The sequence below is a fragment of the Nonlabens ulvanivorans genome, from assembly GCF_032922765.1.
Classification (GTDB): domain Bacteria; phylum Bacteroidota; class Bacteroidia; order Flavobacteriales; family Flavobacteriaceae; genus Nonlabens; species Nonlabens ulvanivorans.
Genome location: NZ_CP136694.1, coordinates 2,485,605 through 2,504,587, shown reverse-complemented (window position 1 = coordinate 2,504,587; position 18,983 = coordinate 2,485,605). Strand labels below are relative to the sequence as shown.

At 35.2% G+C, this 18,983-nt stretch carries 21 protein-coding genes; 11 read left to right on the top strand and 10 right to left on the bottom strand.

Annotation, left to right across the window (positions count from 1 at the left end; genetic code table 11):
• Window positions 1-146 precede the first annotated feature (146 nt).
• The 4 genes from pheS (at window position 147) to R1T42_RS11315 (ending at window position 2,748) form a co-directional block, all read left to right on the top strand.
• Entirely contained in the window at window positions 147-1,166 is a 1,020-nt protein-coding gene (gene pheS / locus R1T42_RS11330; protein ID WP_317290401.1) for a phenylalanine--tRNA ligase subunit alpha, read from the top strand.
• 24 nt (window positions 1,167-1,190) lie between these two features.
• On the top strand, window positions 1,191-1,586 hold the full coding sequence (locus R1T42_RS11325; RefSeq protein ID WP_317290400.1) for a GTPase: 396 nt from the start codon (window positions 1,191-1,193) through the stop codon (window positions 1,584-1,586).
• Between the two features lie 2 nt (window positions 1,587-1,588).
• Complete coding sequence (locus tag R1T42_RS11320) at window positions 1,589-1,987, top strand: hypothetical protein (protein ID WP_036583515.1); 399 nt, start codon at window positions 1,589-1,591, stop codon at window positions 1,985-1,987.
• 179 nt (window positions 1,988-2,166) lie between these two features.
• A complete protein-coding gene (locus tag R1T42_RS11315; RefSeq protein WP_317290399.1) occupies window positions 2,167-2,748 on the top strand; it encodes a fasciclin domain-containing protein in 582 nt (193 codons plus the stop codon).
• A gap of 76 nt (window positions 2,749-2,824) precedes the next feature.
• Here R1T42_RS11315 and R1T42_RS11310 read toward each other — a convergent pair whose 3' ends face one another.
• Together R1T42_RS11310 and R1T42_RS11305 are read right to left on the bottom strand one after the other, a co-directional pair.
• Window positions 2,825-3,835: a hypothetical protein gene (locus R1T42_RS11310; RefSeq protein WP_317290398.1), complete on the bottom strand. Its 1,011-nt coding sequence runs from the start codon at window positions 3,833-3,835 to the stop codon at window positions 2,825-2,827.
• Complete coding sequence (locus R1T42_RS11305; protein WP_317290397.1) at window positions 3,835-4,368, bottom strand: 3-hydroxyanthranilate 3,4-dioxygenase; 534 nt, start codon at window positions 4,366-4,368, stop codon at window positions 3,835-3,837. Before R1T42_RS11305 ends, R1T42_RS11310 begins: the two co-directional genes overlap by 1 nt.
• A 131-nt stretch (window positions 4,369-4,499) precedes the next feature.
• Between R1T42_RS11305 and R1T42_RS11300 the strand changes: the two genes are divergently transcribed.
• The 4 genes from R1T42_RS11300 to R1T42_RS11285 all read left to right on the top strand — a co-directional run bounded on the left by R1T42_RS11300 (window position 4,500) and on the right by R1T42_RS11285 (window position 7,842).
• Window positions 4,500-5,579 (top strand): isoaspartyl peptidase/L-asparaginase family protein, encoded by a 1,080-nt coding sequence (locus tag R1T42_RS11300; RefSeq protein ID WP_317290396.1) that lies wholly within the window; start codon window positions 4,500-4,502, stop codon window positions 5,577-5,579.
• A gap of 125 nt (window positions 5,580-5,704) precedes the next feature.
• Window positions 5,705-6,562: a carboxypeptidase-like regulatory domain-containing protein gene (locus R1T42_RS11295; protein ID WP_317290395.1), complete on the top strand. Its 858-nt coding sequence runs from the start codon at window positions 5,705-5,707 to the stop codon at window positions 6,560-6,562.
• A 7-nt stretch (window positions 6,563-6,569) separates the two neighbouring features.
• Window positions 6,570-7,331 carry an exodeoxyribonuclease III gene (locus R1T42_RS11290; protein WP_317290394.1) on the top strand — a complete coding sequence of 254 codons (762 nt, stop codon included), beginning with the start codon at window positions 6,570-6,572 and terminating at the stop codon, window positions 7,329-7,331.
• Window positions 7,332-7,395: 64 nt separating this feature from the next.
• A complete protein-coding gene (locus tag R1T42_RS11285) occupies window positions 7,396-7,842 on the top strand; it encodes a hypothetical protein (protein WP_036583528.1) in 447 nt (148 codons plus the stop codon).
• Between the two features lie 76 nt (window positions 7,843-7,918).
• Here the strand turns inward: R1T42_RS11285 and yiaA are convergent, their stop codons facing one another.
• On the bottom strand, window positions 7,919-8,380 hold the full coding sequence (gene yiaA / locus R1T42_RS11280) for an inner membrane protein YiaA (RefSeq protein WP_006796333.1): 462 nt from the start codon (window positions 8,378-8,380) through the stop codon (window positions 7,919-7,921).
• A gap of 150 nt (window positions 8,381-8,530) precedes the next feature.
• Between yiaA and R1T42_RS11275 the strand changes: the two genes are divergently transcribed.
• Complete coding sequence (locus R1T42_RS11275; RefSeq protein WP_317290393.1) at window positions 8,531-9,988, top strand: hypothetical protein; 1,458 nt, start codon at window positions 8,531-8,533, stop codon at window positions 9,986-9,988.
• On the opposite strand, the gene R1T42_RS11270 is transcribed toward R1T42_RS11275, so the two are convergent.
• From R1T42_RS11270 to panC, 7 genes are read right to left on the bottom strand one after another with little or no spacing between them, the layout of a single operon-like run.
• Entirely contained in the window at window positions 9,989-11,116 is a 1,128-nt protein-coding gene (locus R1T42_RS11270; RefSeq protein ID WP_317290392.1) for a M23 family metallopeptidase, read from the bottom strand.
• A gap of 1 nt (window position 11,117) precedes the next feature.
• Complete coding sequence (locus R1T42_RS11265) at window positions 11,118-11,651, bottom strand: TlpA family protein disulfide reductase (protein ID WP_317290391.1); 534 nt, start codon at window positions 11,649-11,651, stop codon at window positions 11,118-11,120.
• Window positions 11,652-11,665: 14 nt separating this feature from the next.
• Complete coding sequence (gene radA, locus R1T42_RS11260; RefSeq protein ID WP_042286710.1) at window positions 11,666-13,033, bottom strand: DNA repair protein RadA; 1,368 nt, start codon at window positions 13,031-13,033, stop codon at window positions 11,666-11,668.
• Complete coding sequence (locus R1T42_RS11255; protein WP_042294171.1) at window positions 13,034-14,200, bottom strand: alpha/beta hydrolase; 1,167 nt, start codon at window positions 14,198-14,200, stop codon at window positions 13,034-13,036.
• Between the two features lie 31 nt (window positions 14,201-14,231).
• Window positions 14,232-15,215, bottom strand: coding sequence for a lysylphosphatidylglycerol synthase transmembrane domain-containing protein (locus tag R1T42_RS11250; RefSeq protein ID WP_317290390.1), 984 nt, complete (start codon window positions 15,213-15,215; stop codon window positions 14,232-14,234).
• 6 nt (window positions 15,216-15,221) lie between these two features.
• Window positions 15,222-15,572 (bottom strand): aspartate 1-decarboxylase, encoded by a 351-nt coding sequence (gene panD / locus R1T42_RS11245; RefSeq protein ID WP_006796326.1) that lies wholly within the window; start codon window positions 15,570-15,572, stop codon window positions 15,222-15,224.
• A 39-nt stretch (window positions 15,573-15,611) separates the two neighbouring features.
• Window positions 15,612-16,463 (bottom strand): pantoate--beta-alanine ligase, encoded by an 852-nt coding sequence (gene panC / locus R1T42_RS11240; RefSeq protein WP_317290389.1) that lies wholly within the window; start codon window positions 16,461-16,463, stop codon window positions 15,612-15,614.
• A 108-nt stretch (window positions 16,464-16,571) separates the two neighbouring features.
• Here panC and R1T42_RS11235 point away from each other — a divergent pair, with 108 nt between their 5' ends.
• Together R1T42_RS11235 and R1T42_RS11230 are read left to right on the top strand one after the other, a co-directional pair.
• Window positions 16,572-17,399, top strand: a complete 828-nt coding sequence (locus tag R1T42_RS11235; RefSeq protein WP_042294163.1) for a glycogen/starch synthase — start codon at window positions 16,572-16,574, stop codon at window positions 17,397-17,399.
• Window positions 17,377-18,978, top strand: a complete 1,602-nt coding sequence (locus R1T42_RS11230; RefSeq protein WP_317290388.1) for a DUF4270 domain-containing protein — start codon at window positions 17,377-17,379, stop codon at window positions 18,976-18,978. Before R1T42_RS11235 ends, R1T42_RS11230 begins: the two co-directional genes overlap by 23 nt.
• The last annotated feature ends 5 nt before the right edge of the window (window positions 18,979-18,983 follow it).

Genomic DNA, 18,983 nt, shown 5'->3' with positions numbered 1-18,983 from the left:
GGCTAAGTGTATAATTTTGAGGAATTACGCTTTCGCGAAAGCGTGTTATTTAAAATCATTACAAATCTGTTAACGGCTATATTGCTGTTTCTACTGGTTAGTTTCCGTACTAAAATAACTAAATTTGCAACCATATAATATACACCATGCTGGACCGAGTTAAGGAACATATTGAGAAAGTAAAAAGTTTTAAGGCAGATTCTAAAGAAGCTATTGAGGCTTTTAGAATTGAATATCTAGGTAAAAAAGGTTTATTAAATGACTTTTTTGCTGCATTTAGAGAAGTGCCTAATGAGCAAAAGAAAGATTTTGGCCAGGCGATTAATGAGCTCAAGCAAAAAGCGACTGATAAGGTAAATGCCCTAAAGGAATCTATAGAATCCAAGCAAGAAGAAGCTGGTGTCTATGGAGACTTAACGCGTACAGGTTATCCTATGGAGATAGGTGCACGCCATCCTATATCGCTGGTTAAGAATCAAATTATAGAGGTGTTTTCACGTATAGGCTTTAATGTGAGTGAAGGTCCAGAAATTGAAGATGACTGGCACAATTTTACCGCATTAAACTTACCAGAACATCATCCAGCACGTGATATGCAAGACACGTTCTTTATACAGACTAATCCAGATGTGTTATTGAGAACGCACACCTCTAGTGTGCAAGTGCGTTATATGGAAAATAATAAACCGCCGATTAGAACGATATCTCCAGGTCGCGTTTTCCGTAATGAGGCTATAAGTGCTCGCGCACACTGTATTTTTCATCAAGTAGAAGGTCTTTATATTGATAAGGATGTGAGTTTTGCAGACATGAAACAGACGCTTTTACATTTTACTCAAGAGATGTTTGGTAAGTCTAAAATCAGATTGCGACCATCATATTTCCCGTTTACAGAGCCTAGTGCAGAGATTGACATTTATTGGGGTCTTGAAAACGAGACGGATTATAGGATTACTAAAGGTACTGGATGGTTAGAGATAGGTGGATGTGGTATGGTAGATCCTGCGGTGCTTACTAACTGTGGAATTGATCCAGAGGAATATAGTGGTTTTGCCTTTGGAATGGGTGTGGAACGTATTGCGATGTTGTTATACGGTATAGGTGATATTCGCATGTTTTTTGAAAACGATGTGCGTTTCTTAAAACAATTTTCTAGTACCATTTAAAAAGTGATTACTAAACTTATTTTTGTGTACAACGCAAACTCTGGTAAAATTAACTCGTTACTAGATAGTGCACATAAAATAGTGAGTCCAGACACCTATGATTGCAAACTGTGCGATCTCACTTATGGCGTTTTTAAAGAAAATGAGAAATGGTCACGCTTCCGCAAAAACTTGCTTGATACGAACCCTAATTTACAATTAGAATTTCTACATAAAGACGAGTTTGCAAAACAATACTGGTCTAAGTGGTTGCCTAAGTACAAGTTCCCAGTTGTTTTAAGTATTAGTGATGCTGTGCAAGATTACAATGATGGATTTGGTACAAACTCTGGATTAGATATATTTATAAGTACAGCAATTTTGAATGAGCAGGAAACTATAGATCAACTTATAGTAACGATTGAAAAACGATTAAAATAGTCATGAAAAAAGACATCATTATACCAGAAGTAAACGACGTTCACATTGCCATAATGAAAGAATGGAATGAGGACTTCTCTTCAAATGATTGGAATATTTACCTCATTAATAATAGTAAAGAAGCTATTGAATCTGTAATGGTCATGAGTCGTGGTAAGCATAGTGATGGGCGCAAGACGACTACCTTTAGGCAAGCGTTTCCTGTAGTGGCTGCAAAAAGCGCCATTAAAGTAGAGCTTATCATGGAAGAGGTTTTTTCATTTACAAATGAAATTATATTGACCTATTTTAAGGACAATAAACTTTATGATAAAACCTTTACCGCTGCACCGCATACTATTAAAGAAGATAATTTTGAAGATGTACCTATAATGGGGCAAAAAGGCATCTTGTTGAATTAAATTACATAGTTTAAAAGCTGGACCTTATCCAGTTGCCTAATTTTCACTGGTTTTCCCAAACTCTCTTAAAATGAGCTGTTTTAGGTTAATACTGAGTTAAAACGCGTTAGTTGAAAAACCAAATCGACACTAACGCAGTATATCAAGCAGTATAACACATTAACTAAAACAAAAAAACTATGAAAAAGTCAAAATTTTTGAGCCTTACGCTCGTAGCTGTAGCCCTATTTATCGGTCAGAACTCTGTTGCCCAAGACGGAATGATGAAAAAAGAAAAAACGGTAATGGTAGGTGGAGCTGAGATGTATCCTTCTAAAAACATCGTAGAGAATGCAGTAAACTCAAAAGATCACACCACTCTTGTTGCAGCAGTTAAAGCGGCAGACCTTGTAGAAACATTATCTAGTGAAGGATCTTTCACGGTTTTTGCACCTACTAACGCAGCATTTGATGCTTTACCAGCAGGAACAGTAGATACGTTATTGAAGCCAGAAAATAAAAAAGCATTAACAGGCGTGCTTACTTATCATGTAATCGCTGGAAAATTTAGCGCTGCAGATGTAATCGCTTTAATCAAAAAGAATAACGGTAAAGCAGTAGTAACAACTGTAGCTGGATCTGATCTAACTTTAACCATTAAAGATGGTAAAGTAGTAATCACAGACGCAAATGGTGGAATGGCTACCGTAACGATAGCAGACGTTAACCAATCTAATGGAGTAATCCACGTAGTGGACGCAGTACTACTTCCTAAAATGTAATCCCTAACTACATTTTAAGAATAAAAAACCCCAAGTGCGAGCTTGGGGTTTTTGTTGTTTATAGAATTAAGTTGCTTTACAAACAAGCACAACCAAAAAGATCTACTTCATGAATCCATAAAAACTTTACTTTTTCATTATTAACATAGATTAATGCTCTTGATGGTAAATGGGGTAAACCCTTTTTCTTTACATAATTTGAATATGTAAAATACATGTTATCAACTCCTTTGAGTTTAGCAAAGGTTTTCATGTTTTCTAAACCATCTGGGCAATCTTTACAACCATCTAGTTTTATGTTATTTAATAAAGTGTCTATAGAATTAAAAGTTTCAAATTCTAAATCTATATTATAACGACTGCCTATCAATAAAGTTGAATCCTGTTTTTTAAAAGTATAATTGGTGTATTCAAGACATTCATCTTTATATAAACCTAACTCATTAATAGAGCTAATTTTCTTTTCAATATTTGAAAACGTATAAATAGTTTGTTCTATATTTTTAAATTCTGATGCGAGAACATCAGAAAAAAAGTTAACTTTATTACTCTCAACAATTGTATCTATACTAGGATGATACTTTTTAATAAGGTCTAATTCTGCACTTTCTTTTATATAAGACTCTGCAACCTCTTTCCAATGTATATCAGCAATAATTGAAGTTGACTTGTCTTTTATCTTATATATTCCTTGTAATGGTCGGTCAAATGCAAGTAAATTATAATTTTCGTTTTCCTCTTTTAAAGCAGTTAAAAAACGATTATTACTTCCGGTAGAGTCTGATTGGATAGCGTTTTGAATAATGTAATCTATGAGCTCGTGGCGCGACTCTTCTCTAGGAATTAAAGATTTATAGATACTATCACAATGACTATATGTTTTAGCAATATAATTACCTTGTATGATATTTTCGGCGGTGACTTCTAAGCTGTCATCTGCAATCTCATTCTGTACTTTATCAGAATGAATAATAGAACTTTCACCTGCAATTATTTTTGGACTCCAAGATTTGGTTATTATACCAACAGTTATTAAAACTACAATAGGTAATAAAACTTTAGCTATTTTCCATTTAGAAACTGCCATTACCCCACAAATCGCTCATCCATTTCCATAGTAGTGCCACAATTATCGCAAGTGCGCAACTCTTCACTAGTGTAAAACTCTTTAAAGCGTGGCAAGAAGTCCTTCTCTATGTTATCTAGTTTAAAGTATGTCTCATGTAGCTTGTTATTGCAGTTATCACAAAACCATAGTAATCCATCAACATCATCTTTACTAGTACGTTTGCGCTCAATAACTAGTCCTATAGAATTCTCGTGACGTACAGGAGAATGCGGTACTTTACCAGGATGCAAGTACATGTCACCAGGACCTAACTTCATGGTTTTTTTCTCGCCATCTTCTTGAATGTGAACTTCTATGTTTCCTTCTAGTTGATAGAAAAGTTCTTCAGTCTCGTTATAGTGATAATCTTTGCGAGCATTAGGTCCAGCAACGATCATGACTATATAATCACCAGCATCTTTATATAAATTCTTATTCCCTACAGGTGGTTTTAAAAAGTCTCTATTTTCTTCAATCCACTGGTTAAGGTTAAAAGGTTTTGCAATTGCCATGTCAGTTTATTTTAAAGTATAAAGTTACAGTTTTAAGGTCGGCTTTACAATCAGTACCGGACTACATTCAACAAATTCTTAACTACCTACATCACGGCTTTTTCAGTAACTTGTAACTCAAATTACAAATCATGAAAAAAATCTTTTTTTTAATAGCTGCTATAGTATTAATTGCCTGTCAAGAAACAGCAACAAAATCTGAAGAAGTTGCAATTCCTGAAACCCAAAAACAAACTAGTGAATTTGCCATAGTGATTCATGGTGGTGCAGGAACGATTAAAAAAGAGAACATGACACCAGAGCTGGAAAGACAGTATAACGATAAACTCACAGAAGCTGTAAAAGCAGGACATGATATTCTTAAAAATGGAGGCGATGCTATGGACGCTGTTGAGGCGAGCATACGCATCATGGAGGACTCGCCGTTATTCAACTCTGGAAAAGGAGCGGTATTTACACACGATGGTATCAACTCACTTGACGCTAGTTTTATGGATGGAAAAACACTTAATGCTGGTGCGGTCGCAGGTATTACTACGGTTAAAAACCCTATTTCGCTAGCCCGTAAAGTCATGACCCATTCTGAGCATGTATTATTGAGTGGTAGTGGTGGAGACGCTTTCGCGAAAGCGTTACATGATCCAAACATAGAGATCGTACCCAACAGTTATTTCTTTACAGAGAATCGTTTCCAGTCCTTGCAACGTGTTCTCAAAAGAGAGGTCGAAAAAGAAGAAGCTGCCGATAAAAAAGTAGCACTATTAGAACTGGAAGATCCATTTATCAAAAATTCTAAATATGGCACCGTAGGTTGTGTAGCACTTGACAAAAATGGCAATATCGCTGCCGGAACCAGCACTGGCGGAATGACCAACAAGAAATACGGTCGCATAGGAGATTCACCCATTATAGGAAGCGGCACCTATGCAAACAATGCTACTTGTGGTGTTTCTAGCACTGGACATGGCGAGTATTTTATACGGGCACAAGTCGCTTATGACATCAGTGCGATGATGGAATATAAAGGCTTGAGTTTAAAAGAAGCAACAGATGTTGTGATCCAGAAAAAACTTGTCGATTTAGGTGGAACTGGCGGAATAGTAGCACTGGATCATCTAGGAAATGTATCTATGGAATTTAACACTGCAGGAATGTATCGAGCGACTATGAATGATAAGGACGAGTTAATCGTTGGGATGTATAAGGAGTAAGTCTACAGTCTTTTAGTCTTCAGTCCGCAGTCTACATAGTGAGTTTTTAATTGTCATTCCGCTGCATAGCGGAATCGGCTAGTAGTAACGCAATGCTTATCTTCGTATTGACTTAAAATTACCCTATGAAATTCCTTTTTCTTACTCTTTTCTTTTGTGGTATTTCTTTTGGTCAGCAAGTAATAACTGGGAAAGTTATTGATCCAACCGGAGAACCGCTTATTGGAGCGACTATTCTTGAAGAAGGAACTTCAAATCAAGTTCAAACTGACTTTTATGGTAGTTTTGCGATAAGTATTGAGAAGTCTGGTGCAACAATCTTGATCTTAGCGATGCATTTTGAAACACTTTATTTTAAAACCTTTCCAAATAAAAATGATTATGGTGACTTTATTTTAGAAGAAAACGGATGTAATTTACCTATCAAACCACATCTAAATATTTCGGCAAATTCAGGACTTTTAAATAATCCTTATGGTATAGACTTAGGTTTTTGGAATAACTTAAATAGACTTAAAAACACCACTAGAATTAGCACACAAATTCAATATCAAACTAATTTTAATGGAGACTATTTTTTTCAAGCAGGCATGCAGTTATATCAAATCCAATGGGACCCAAATTATTCTATAAATATTAAAGGATCATTTGAAAAAATTGAATTTCAAGATGCTTTCAAACCTATTATTTATAGTGTAGAAGGAGTTGTTAAGAACGCTAATAATTTAGGAGTAATAGCAGGTGGTAAATTGATGCGTTTGAATAGCACTAGTTTTTTAGCGCCTACTATTGGATTAACTTATGATAATTATTTATGGTCAGGTTTCAGTACTACTGCTACTGTATCTTTTTTCAATGGAAATACTCAATATATCGGGAGAATCGCTAAGGATTTTGGTCGAATCGCTACCTTTATAAATTATTATAAAATCCAACAATTTGATGAGCTAAGCATTGGCTTAGGTTATACATTATATTATTAAACATCCTATGAAAATCATTTCCTATAACGTCAACGGAATCCGTGCGGCGATGAAAAAAGATTTTATCACTTGGCTTAAAGCTGCAAATCCAGACGTGTTATGCTTGCAAGAAATAAAAGCCAATGAGGACCAAGTAGATACGGAGGCTTTTAAAGAAGCTGGATATGAATATCAATATTATTATAGTGCTCAAAAAAAGGGTTATAGTGGTGTGGCTATTATTTCTAAAACAAAACCAGATCATGTAGAATATGGAACTGGTATAGAGTCTATGGACTTTGAAGGAAGAAATTTACGAGTAGATTTTGGCGATGTGTCTATCATGAGCATGTATTTGCCTAGTGGTACAAATGATGATCGACTAAGTTTTAAGTTCAAGTACATGGAAGAGTTTCTAGAATATTCTAAAGAACTGCGTAAAGAACGACCGAACCTTATTGTTTGTGGCGATTATAATATCTGTCACAAAGCTATCGATATTCATAACCCAAAAGGATTGAAAAATACTTCAGGTTTCTTACCAGAAGAACGTGAGTGGATGGATCGATTTGTCACTAGTGGTTTTATAGACACATTTAGAATGTTTAACGATGAGCCAGATCAGTACAGTTGGTGGAGTTACCGTGGTGGTTCTCGCGCACGTAATAAAGGATGGCGTTTAGATTATCATATGGCTAGTGAGCCTTTAAAAGATCGTATTCAACGAGCAGTAATTCTTCAAAGTGCAGTGCATAGTGATCACTGTCCTGTTGTGGTGGAAATTGATTAAAAGAGATTGTAAGTAATAAACGCAACCTTTTAAAGTAATGAGCATCTACTTTAAAAGCAATATTATGAAATCAATAAATACAATACTTTTAATTTTATGTGTGACTTTGTTGTCATGCGATGTAGGTGATGAAGATATTAATACTAATCAGCAGGTTTGTATTAATGCATCAGACGTGATTATAGATGCCAGTAGATACGGTAACCTTAATGAAAATGTATCTATAACAGGATTATCACTTTCAGGTGATTGTTTAACCATAATAATTAGTGGTAGTGGATGTGATGGATCGTCATGGACACTAGATCTTGTAGATTCTGATGTGGTCTCTTTTTCTAGTCCGCCAGAAAGAAATCTAATTCTTGAGTTTACTAATACAGAGCTGTGTACCGCAGTTTTTGAGAAGAGTTTTACTTTTGATATTTCCAGTTTACAAGTTTCAGGAAATGAAGTCCAGTTGAATTTTAATAATTCTAACACTTCATTAACGACCATAAATTACATGTATTAAAAAACGACCTCTTTTTCAAAAGGCCGTTTCACAAACATCAAAACAGGCTTGTGCAACTGCACAAGCCTGTTTTGTTTTATTTTTCTTGATCATCTATAAATTTCACATCTCTCGTGTTTTTCTGTACCGCGATGGCAGCAAATAAACTAAGCGCAAAGGACATCCCGTAAAAACCTTTCTCACTCAATAGTAAGTCTGCATTCCATAGTCCTATGACTAGTAATACTAACGAGGCTATGGTTACAAACCATGCAATTCCATAATACATATCTGTTACAGCCACGCCTTCTTGCTTATCTCTCACAGCCTTTTGCACTGATATGACAGAGAATAGACCAAAGAGCAAGATGACAAAATAATAGCCTTTCTCATTAAGAAGCATGTCTGCGTTCCATAACCCTATACAATAGGATACCATTCCTATAAGCAATGCGCTCCACGATGCAGCAATAAATGCTGGTGTAGGTTTGCCATTAAATGCCTCTTTTTCTTTCTTTTCAGTCTTTACGTTTACTGGATTAAATGTTTGATTTTCCATGTTGTTTGTTTTGATTGTTTGATGGTACAAATGTGCGATATATGTTCAGTCGATATGGGTCAATATATTTTATTTTCTTATGATTAAGAATATTTATTTAAAATATAATACATTTATTTACTGTATATTGGATTTATATATTCTTACGATATGAAAGAGCTTATTTTGCTAATTGATAGTATGACTAATGAAGAAAGGTTGGCTTTCTACGCTTTCGCGAAAGCGAGAAATAGAAGATCTGACGTTAAAAACATTAAGCTTTTTCAGCTTATAGAAAATGGCGTGACTACTGATCTGGCAAACCGATTATATGGTGACGAGAATCAAAATGCACTTTATGCATTAACCAAAAGATTGCGTGACAATCTGATAGATTTTACTGCGTCGCACGGTCTAGAAACAGAAAGCGATGAAGAGATGCAACTGTTAAAAAATCTACTAGCTTCAAGAATATTTTTTGAGAAAGGCCTTCATAAATTAGGGTTTAAAATTCTAAAAAAGGCAATTCAAAAGGCTCGTAAACTTGAGCTATATGCGTTACTTAATGAAATGTATCACACCTTATTACAACATGCTCATAAGAATCCATCAGTCCAGTTAGATCTAGTGGTTGAAGAGTACCAGAGTAACTTGAAAAACCAACTTGCAGAGGCGCATTTAATGACTGCCTATGCGTCTATAAAAGAAGATTTACAGACTGGTGATCAAGATGTAGAAGAAGTGATAGATCGTCATTTAAAAACCTATGGAATTAAGCTAAATGCTGCTTTTGGGTTTAAGTCTTTATATACTTTAATGACCATCGCGGTAGAGACAGCTACTATAAAAAGTGATTATTACAGCGCAACACACTTTATGGAAGAGGCCTATCATATTGTAAATACTAAGAAAGATCTCGCTACACGTCATTTATATTATCACTTAGCTATTTTAAAGTTGATGAGTATGACATATTTCAGAAACAAAAACTTTGACAAAGCACAAGAATTTTTAAGTTTAATGGGATCGCAATTAAAATTAGAGAATGGGAAATACATGAAAACGATGGGTGATGATTATTATCATCTAAAAGCATTAATAGAGATTTATACTGGTGAGTTGGTAAATGGTATGAAGACTTTAAGTCATATCAATCACCCAACTCCAGAGAGCGAATTGACTTCTATAATGGCGTATTTTCAAAAAGAAGATTATGTGAAGTGCAGTTTTATCATGCGCAGCCTTTCTCATAGCGATGATTTTTATGAAAAAAGAGCAGGATTCAATTGGGTAATAAAACGCAATATCATAGAAATTCTTATTCTAATAGAACGCAATCAGCCAGATCTGGTAGAGTCTAGAATTCATAGTTTTAATAAGCGTTATCGCAAACGTTTAAAAGATAAGAATGAAGTGAGAGTACTGTCATATCTCAAGTTATTGCGTTTATACTATGATGCGCCACATCAAGTTACTACAGAAGCTTTCTATAACAAGGTAGAGAAATCATTTGACTGGATAGGAGCAGAAAGGGAAGATATTTTTGTTATGAGTTTCTATGCATGGCTTAAGGCAAAGATGCAATCCAGACCACTTTATGAAGTAACACTAGAGTTGACTAATCTATAATTATTGTTCTACCAATACGCTTTGATGCATATAGCCGCTTAAACCGGTTGAGGTTCTAACATGATACCAGTTTCCGGTATTACCTATTATGGTTACAGGTGCTGTTTTTACATCTTGAAGAATGTCACTAGAGCTTGATGGTTCTGTACGTAAATTTGCTGCAAAACCGTTTGCACGTGGATTGATGAGTTGAGGTAAGGAAATCTTGTTTTCTGGAACTTGGGTTTTCCAAATAAATGGTTTTGGGTCTACAGCACTACCGTTTTTATAGATTCCAAAATGTAAATGTGGTGGTGTGTTTTTTGCATTTCCTGTATTCCCTACATATCCTAGTGTGTCGCCAGACCAGACCATGTCGCCTTCATTTACGATCCAATCATTTAGGTGAGCATAATAATGTAAATAACCATTATCATAATCTTTTATCCAAACCTGTTTACCGCCTAATCCACGATTTCTTATACTGGAAACCGTTCCATAAGTAATGGCAACCACAGGATGTCCTTTAGGTGCAAAAATATCATTTCCTTCATGACTGCGACTGCCGCCACCTCTTGAAGCGCCCCAGAAACTTTGTATAGCAGTATTACCTTTTCCTGCTACCGGAAAATCATATTGTGGTAAGGTATAGATTTTAAAATCTGTTGTGGATTCTGTTTCTAGTTTTGCCTGAAGAATGATACGGACTTTAATATTTTTATCTGATTTATAGTTTAAGATCAGACTGTCATTTTGTAATTGTGCATCTTTAAGTAAATCGCCGTCTAGATCTCTAGCTTCAAGTATCCATGAATCTTGTGAGTCGACTGTACTCATTAATACTTCACCTAGTTGTAGGTTGATAAGATAGCCTGCAGTAAATGGTTTTTGATTAGATGATATAACTCGTTCTGCAGTGTGTTTATTCGTAACAACATTATCCTTTAAAGCTATGGATAAGAGATTGTTCCAGCGCCCTAGTTTTTCTGGGTTATCTTTAAAATTACGCTCGTAAATAGTTCGTTGTGATGGTTTTAATATAAAATCAAACAATGCTGGCTTTACTGCATAGGTAATTATTACAGCTATTACAGCTATTACAGCAATAAGGATACTTGCATAAAGCCAGTATTTTTTGATGAACTGCAAACTATAAAGATAGTAAACCGTCTATTGCAGTTATAAGATTTGGCTGTACGGGACGCATAGCGTTATCATCTATCATGCGGCCGTTCTTATCATATAACATATATCTAGGGATGCTACTTACATTTCTAAGTTGAAATATTTTTGCTTTAGGATAATTAGTAGCAATGTAACTATGCTCAGTAAATCCTTCTTCTTGATTTGCTTTTTCCCAGGCATTTCTTTTTGTGTCAATAGATATGTAAAGAAATACGACATCTTTACCTTTATAACGCTCTTTTAGTTTTGCAGATGCTGGCATCATGACGCGACATGGTTTACACCAGCTAGCCCAATAGTCCACATAGACTACCTTTCCCTTATGCTCTTCTAGTAATGCAGCAAGATTAGTATAGGTCCCATTAGGTGACTCAAGATGTAAAATATCGTTGTCAGTTTTATCAACCTCGGTTGTTTTTACTGTTTCAACTTCCTTATCGGCAGATTTACAAGATGCAAAACTGACTAGTGCGATTAAACATAATATTCTTAAAAACATATACTTATTATTAATTATGAAAATAAATATTTAACTAAATCCTCAATTTTCGAAAAAGCTTGTACATCGGTACCTACTTCTTTAAACTTTTGTTTTGCCGGTGCAATAAACACTTTCTCAAATCCTAGTTTTGCGGCTTCATTAACACGCTGTTCCATGCGTGAAACAGGTCTTATTTCTCCACCTAAACCTACCTCAGCACTGAAGCAATGTTGTGAAGAAAGTTCAATATCAAAGTTAGATGAAAGAATAGCGGCCACTACAGCAAGATCAATCGCTGGGTCATCTACAGTGATTCCTCCTGTGATGTTTAAAAAAACATCTTTTTGGCCTAGTTTAAAGCCAGCTCTTTTTTCTAACACGGCTAGAATCATGTTGAGACGCTTTAAGTTATAACCAGTAGCACTACGTTGAGGTGTTCCATATACAGCCGTACTCACTAATGCTTGGACTTCTATCATTAAAGGACGCATACCTTCCATAGTGGCTGCGATTGCAGTACCGCTCAAACTAGTTCCGCGTTGTGATATTAAGATTTCGCTAGGGTTGATAACTTCACGTAAACCGTGACCCAACATTTCATAAATACCGATTTCATGTGTGCTTCCAAAACGGTTTTTTAACGCGCGTAAAATTCTATAAGTATGATTGCGATCGCCTTCAAATTGTAATACCGTATCTACCATGTGCTCTAGTATTTTAGGTCCAGCGATGTTACCATCTTTAGTAATATGACCTATCAAAAGCACTGGTGTATTGGTCTCTTTGGCAAATTTTATAAGCTCGCTAGTACATTCCCTGATTTGAGAGACGCTACCAGCGGTACTTTCTAAGATTTCAGTTTGTAAAGTTTGTATAGAATCTATAATAAGTACCTCAGGTTGCATTTCTGTAATCTGACGGAAAATATTTTGAGTCTTAGTTTCAGTTAAAATGTAGCAATTAGTCGGATCTTGCTTGATACGATCTGCTCTCATTTTAATCTGTTGTGCACTTTCTTCACCGCTTACATAAAGTGTTTTATAAGGTAAATTAAGGCAGACTTGTAATAGTAAGGTTGATTTACCTATTCCAGGTTCACCACCTAATAAGGTTACAGAACCAGGCACTAGTCCACCACCTAAAACTCTATTAAACTCTGCATTAGTAGTGTCTAATCGTGGTGTTTCAGTGACATCTATTTGAGAAATAAGTTGTGGTTGTGGAGTACGCTTTCGCGAAAGCGTATCGCCGCTAGCAGCATCCCAAGAAGGTTTCTTTTCTTTTTGAACAACCTCTTCAACAAGTGTGTTCCATTCTTTACACGTGGTACATTGTCCTTGCCAGCGCGCGTGTTGAGCGCCACAATTCTGGCAAAACCATGTTGTTTTTACTTTGGCCATTTATTTTTTTTCCTGAAGCATTTCTACTTTATCAAGCACATCATCTTTTGTAATTCCTACGGCAGGTTCTAATGCATATGCTGCATTATATGATTTTATGGCGCGTTCTGGTCTACCTATTCCTTCATAACCGATTCCTTCTATAAAGCGACCATAAAGTTTTTCTGGATATTCTTTCATAGCAAGGTCTGCGACATCTATTAGTTCATCGTACTTCTTGTTGTCTATAAGGTGCTCTGCTACAGTTACGATGTCTATTAGTCTTACTCTCATGTCAATACCATAAACTTCTTTTATGTATTTGTATTTTTCAATTAGTGTTTCTATAGCGTTTGCAGCGTTTTTAGTTTCTTTACCTTCTGTAGCCATGTTAGCCGCTATAGCTGTATTTACTAAGGCGTCTTCATCGATAAGTTTATACTCTTCAAAAATATAATTCAGCCCACGTGGTATGGCATGTGCGCCTAGCCCATATTTATCAACGCCTTCTATCTTCTCATATAGCAAATGCACGTTTTTACGATTTTCTAGTAATGAGTCCACTTGTGTGGTAAACATATTATCGGTTGTGCTTAGCTTTTCTGGTGTGGCAACATAGTAGTAATTATAGCTTTCTAATTGTGAAATTTTACTCACTAGATTTTCTGTTATCAAGGTTGAATAATCTGGATCTATATTGAGGTAAGCGTCAAAAGCAACTTTTTTGCGCATTAAAAAATAGGTAGCTAGATTTGCGGTAACATCTTTACCTATAATTACTGTAAAAGGTGCGATACGATATTCTTCTTTCATAGTTGCCACGACCTCCATAATAAAGTCCATGAAATCTGCACTTTGAGTTTCTGGTAAGCCGCTTTCACGATTGATTGCGGTTTCATCATAACGACTTTTACGCTGGTTAATTCCTAAAACAAAACTTTCTGGTATTTGATCCCAATAGGATAGATAATCGACATTACCTGCTACTGGTTCAAAAAGATAATCGCCATCAAGAACAACTATTAATGGATATGTTTTTTCGGGATTCTCAGCATAATTACGCGGTTTGAGCACTTTTATATTACGTTCTGTACCTAACACTTCGCTAGGATATGCTCTATAAAAAGCTTGTGAGAATAGAGTATTGCAGGTAAATAGCAATATGATGAAAGCTATAAAATGTTTCATTGTAAGAAAATTTTTGGAACGGAATTTACAATTATTTAGCCGAAACACTATTTTTTATAGAAAGCATTACAAATGATACTATACCGTAAACTAGAACTAGTACTGTTTGTGAGGTCCACAGGATCCAACCTAGTGACGTTCCTAAGGTGTCTGCCACGCCAAATAGCAGAAGGACCTGTGCTATAAAGTAAGGATAAGCACCAAAACCGCCGTTTGTAAACGCGACGGCAAAACTACCTGCTACGAATGCACTTAAAATTCCGCTAATAGGTATAGAAGTTGTGCCTGGAAGTGCAAAAATACTGACGTAAAACATTAATAAATACATGGTCCATATAAATAATGTGTGAGCTAGGTAAAGCCATTTTTGCTGCATGGTCCATATCGTATTAAACCCATCTTTAAGACCGCTGATAAAGTTTTTTAGTTTTTGAAATGGTTTTATATATCTAAATAATACAACTACAACGATGGTAAAGATTAGAGCAATTATTCCATAGATAAGAATTGTTGAAGAATCCGCTTTCGCGAAAGCAGTATTTAAACGCTCTTTAAAGAAGTCAATGATAACAGTGCCTGACACTAATAAAGCGGTAGCTGTGATGATTAATAGAATAATAAAATCGAGAACACGCTCTGCTATTATAGTACCTATAGCTTTATCTACTGGTACGTTATCTACTCTATTTACAACAACTGCACGAGCTACTTCACCACTGCGAGGTATTATTAAATTCATAGCATAGCCTGTGCCAATAGCCATCACATTAGTAAGAAAAGCTGGTTGATGCCCTATTGCTTTAAGCATATAGTTCCATCGCCATGCTCTAGAAAGATGACTCAAAAAGGATAGTGAAACTCCTAGAACAATCCAGCTATAGTTTGCATCAATCAAATAAGATTTTATCTCTTCAATTTGATTTTCAGTAAACTGAGTGTAAGAGATATAAATTAAAAATATACCTAGCGCAAGCGGTAATACTATTTTTAATGCTTTGAGGGATGCTTTTTTCAAGCTGATTTATGATAAGGTGTTATCCTCTTCATTAGGGAAAAGTAGTGTTGGTTTAAAAGCACGAGCTTCTTCCATCGTCATTTGGGCATAACAAATAAGGATAAGAACATCACCAGGAGAAACTTTTCTTGCTGCTGCTCCATTAAGAGTGATTTCTCCGCTACCTCTCGGTCCAGGAATGGCATAGGTCTCTAAACGGTTACCGTTATTATTATTAACGATTTGAACTTTTTCACCTTCAACTATATTTGCACCATCCATTAAATCTTCATCAATGGTGATACTGCCTATGTAATTGAGGTCTGCACCGGTTACTTTAACTCGGTGAATTTTGGATTTTACTACTGTAATTAACATGTTGCAAAGATACGATTTGTAATTATTTAAAAATCATTATTATGATAAACGCATATTATCAATTAATCTTACACCTTCTAAATGGGCAACTATAAATGCTCTATAGGTGTGTTTATGGTATTTACGTTTTACAGGGACTAGAGTTTCTTCACTTGCGATAGTAAAATATTCTAATTCTAGATTTTCATTTTCTGTATACAACTTTTGTACCATTTCAACAGTATCATTAATACTGTGGTTTTTGAAATGTTCTTTAGCTTTTTCTAGAGATTGTATAATGAAAATTGCTTCTTTTCTGGCTTTAGGACTTAATCTTTCATTGCGAGAACTCATTGCTAGTCCGTTCATTTCTCTTTTTATGGGGCAGCCTATGATTTGAATAGGTAAATGGAGTTTTTCTACTAGTTTCTTGACTATTTGTAACTGTTGAAAGTCTTTCTCGCCAAAATAAGCATGATCTGGTTGTACTTTTTGAAATAAGAATTCTAGAATAGTTCCTACTCCATCAAAATGACCTGGTCTATTGGCGCCTTCCATTACCTGCTCTAATCCATCATATTTATAAGATTTTGCGACTGTGCTATTACCGTATATATCCTCAACGTGAGGCGTGTATATAATTACCTTGGATTTATCAAAATGTTTATAGATAAGATCGATATCATTTTCTACCGTTCTGGGATACTTACTTAAATCGCTGGCATTATCAAACTGGGTAGGGTTTACAAAAATAGACACAACGAGAACGTCGTTAGATTTCATTGCTTCCTGCATTAACGAAATATGTCCAGCATGAAGAGCTCCCATGGTAGGAACAAATCCGATTTTAAGATTCTCATTTTTAAGACTCTCAATCTTTGTACTTAATTCTTTATGGGTTTGAAATACCATAGGGATATAGGTTTGGACAATGCTACAAACATAAGGTTAAACCATGAAAGTGCAAGAAATTGTGTATTTTTGCAACTTGCTAAAAGTTAGGCATCAATAAAACAATTTATGAAGGAAAAAAGAGTCCTGTACGTATCCTCAGAAGTTATCCCTTATTTACCAGAAACTGAAGCATCCTCGATGTCCTATTTTAGTCCTAAAATGGTAAATGATCGTGGAGGTCAGATTAGAATATTTACGCCTCGTTTTGGAAACATTAATGAGCGCAGACACCAATTGCATGAAGTAATCCGTTTAAGCGGTATGAACCTAATCATCAATGATTTAGACATGCCATTGATCATTAAAGTGGCTTCTATTCCTAAGGAAAGAATGCAAGTTTACTTTATTGATAATGAAGATTATTTTAAACGCAAAGCCACTCTTACAGATGAAGATGGGAATATGTTTGATGATAATGATGAGCGCGCTATATTTTTTGCAAAAGGAGTTATTGAAACCGTTAAGAAATTAAATTGGGCACCAGATATTATTCATGTTCATGGATGGTTAGCTGGACTACTGCCGTTGTATATTAAGAACTACTACGGTAATGACCCATTGTTTGAAGATAGTAAAATAGTTACCTCAGTATATAATCAATCCTTTGAAGGAACGTTAGATACTGAAATGATAGATAAACTAAGATTTGATGCGTTAGATGATGATGCTGTAACTGAGTTTGAAGAGCCTTCATATATTAATTTGATGAAGAATGCTGTTAGATTTAGTGATGGTATTATTAAGGCAAGCGAGGATTTAGGCGAGGAATTAAATTCTTATATCGATTCTCTTGATAAGCCTGTGTTGGAGTATCATTCTCATGAAGAGTTTGCAGACGCTTATGAAGGATTCTATCTTAACGATATTTTAGATGAAAAAGAAAATGATGAGTAAAATGAAACGCGTCGCTATGAACGTTTCTATAGTTGCAGGTATAGTTTTAGGATTAGCTGCTTGTGATAATGAGTTAAATACAATAGGAAGTGACATCCTAGGAGCAGATCAACTAAATGATCGAATCAAGAAACAAGAATTTGATGCTGTTGCATTTAATGATTTATTAGGTCCTGTACAGACTAATAATTTTGGGTCTTTTCCCTTTGGAGTTTATGATGACCCAGTCTATGGAAGAACTAGTTATGATTTTGTAAGCCAAGTTAATTTAGCTTTTACTGATCCGGATTTTGGTGATAATATAGTATTGGATAGTGTCGTACTTCAGATACCATACTATTCTACCGTAGAAACTATTATAGGCGAGGTAACTACCTATAGTGTTGATTCACTATACGGTACTATGGAAAATGGATTGGAAATTTATGAAAATAAATATTTCTTAAATAGTTTTGATGTAGATGATGTCACTAATCCTGCAGTGTATTATTCGGATTTTAAGCCTACTATCGAGTCTAATTTAGGACCTTTGATTTATTCAGACGATAATTTCTTTCCTAAGGAAGAAGAATCAATAGAGTTAACATTGGATGGTGAGGTTAGCAGTAGGTCTGCTCCTAGGTTGAGAGAGCGTATTGATTTAACGCCAGCAAGTTCTGCATACTGGAGATCTTTAATAATAGATCAAGAAGGTCAACCAGCACTTCAGAGTGCTAGTGATTTTCAAAATTATTTTAGAGGATTGTATTTTAAATTATCTGGGTTTACTGGTAATGGTCATATGGTTCATTTTAACCTTAATGATGCCGATATCAAACTGTATATAAGATCAGAGTTTGATGATGATAGTGATATAGATAATGATCCTACTACAACGACCATAGAAATTGAGAGTATCGTTGAGTTAAATTTTGACGGTAATAAAGTAGGTTTTATAAATAATGAGTTAGACCCATCTATTGTTTCCAACATACAGGCTGCAAATAATGATGTTGATGGTGAGGAAAGATTATATTTAAAAGGTGGTGAAGGTTCAATGGTTCTTATTGATTTATTTGGTCCTGATGTTGACATGAATGGTGAGGCAGATGCTTTAACACAAATAATAGCAGATAATTGGATAATTAATGATGCTTCTCTAACATTTTATGTAGATCAAGCAGCAGTTGAAGCTGGTAGTACTGAGCCAGAGCGTATTATACTTTATAATTATGATGACAAAACAGTACTGATAGATTATGTTCTTGATAATTCTTCATTAAGAAGTAATCATTTAGGTGTTTTAGAAAGAGTTGATGACGAAGACGATACCTCGCAAGGTGTTCAGTATAAAATAAGACTGACCGAGCATATTAATAGTATTATCAGTGGTGATATAGAGAATGTTCGTCTTGGTCTTGCTGTGACACAAAATATTAGTTCAATTTCTGGTTCTAAAGTCAAAAATCCTATTATAGTAGATGAGATTCTGAATGGGTCTGCTATATCTCATGAGGGAACAGTGCTGCATGGTAATCTTTCTAGTGATGCTGATAAGCGTCTTAAACTAGAGATATACTATTCAGAAACAATTAATTAAATAGA

Coding starts and splice junctions, on each gene's coding strand:
- yiaA (WP_006796333.1), bottom strand. CDS start 8,380: ATGGAAAATCAAACATTTAATCCAGTAAACGTAAAGACTGAAAAGAAA.
- panD (WP_006796326.1), bottom strand. CDS start 15,572: ATGTTAATTACAGTAGTAAAATCCAAAATTCACCGAGTTAAAGTAACC.
- R1T42_RS11230 (WP_317290388.1), top strand. CDS start 17,377: ATGAAAAAGAAAATGATGAGTAAAATGAAACGCGTCGCTATGAACGTT.
- radA (WP_042286710.1), bottom strand. CDS start 13,033: ATGGCCAAAGTAAAAACAACATGGTTTTGCCAGAATTGTGGCGCTCAA.
- R1T42_RS11315 (WP_317290399.1), top strand. CDS start 2,167: ATGAAAAAGTCAAAATTTTTGAGCCTTACGCTCGTAGCTGTAGCCCTA.
- pheS (WP_317290401.1), top strand. CDS start 147: ATGCTGGACCGAGTTAAGGAACATATTGAGAAAGTAAAAAGTTTTAAG.
- R1T42_RS11275 (WP_317290393.1), top strand. CDS start 8,531: ATGAAAGAGCTTATTTTGCTAATTGATAGTATGACTAATGAAGAAAGG.
- R1T42_RS11235 (WP_042294163.1), top strand. CDS start 16,572: ATGAAGGAAAAAAGAGTCCTGTACGTATCCTCAGAAGTTATCCCTTAT.
- R1T42_RS11290 (WP_317290394.1), top strand. CDS start 6,570: ATGAAAATCATTTCCTATAACGTCAACGGAATCCGTGCGGCGATGAAA.
- panC (WP_317290389.1), bottom strand. CDS start 16,463: ATGGTATTTCAAACCCATAAAGAATTAAGTACAAAGATTGAGAGTCTT.
- R1T42_RS11285 (WP_036583528.1), top strand. CDS start 7,396: ATGAAATCAATAAATACAATACTTTTAATTTTATGTGTGACTTTGTTG.
- R1T42_RS11295 (WP_317290395.1), top strand. CDS start 5,705: ATGAAATTCCTTTTTCTTACTCTTTTCTTTTGTGGTATTTCTTTTGGT.
- R1T42_RS11305 (WP_317290397.1), bottom strand. CDS start 4,368: ATGGCAATTGCAAAACCTTTTAACCTTAACCAGTGGATTGAAGAAAAT.
- R1T42_RS11320 (WP_036583515.1), top strand. CDS start 1,589: ATGAAAAAAGACATCATTATACCAGAAGTAAACGACGTTCACATTGCC.
- R1T42_RS11310 (WP_317290398.1), bottom strand. CDS start 3,835: ATGGCAGTTTCTAAATGGAAAATAGCTAAAGTTTTATTACCTATTGTA.
- R1T42_RS11255 (WP_042294171.1), bottom strand. CDS start 14,200: ATGAAACATTTTATAGCTTTCATCATATTGCTATTTACCTGCAATACT.
- R1T42_RS11265 (WP_317290391.1), bottom strand. CDS start 11,651: ATGTTTTTAAGAATATTATGTTTAATCGCACTAGTCAGTTTTGCATCT.
- R1T42_RS11300 (WP_317290396.1), top strand. CDS start 4,500: ATGAAAAAAATCTTTTTTTTAATAGCTGCTATAGTATTAATTGCCTGT.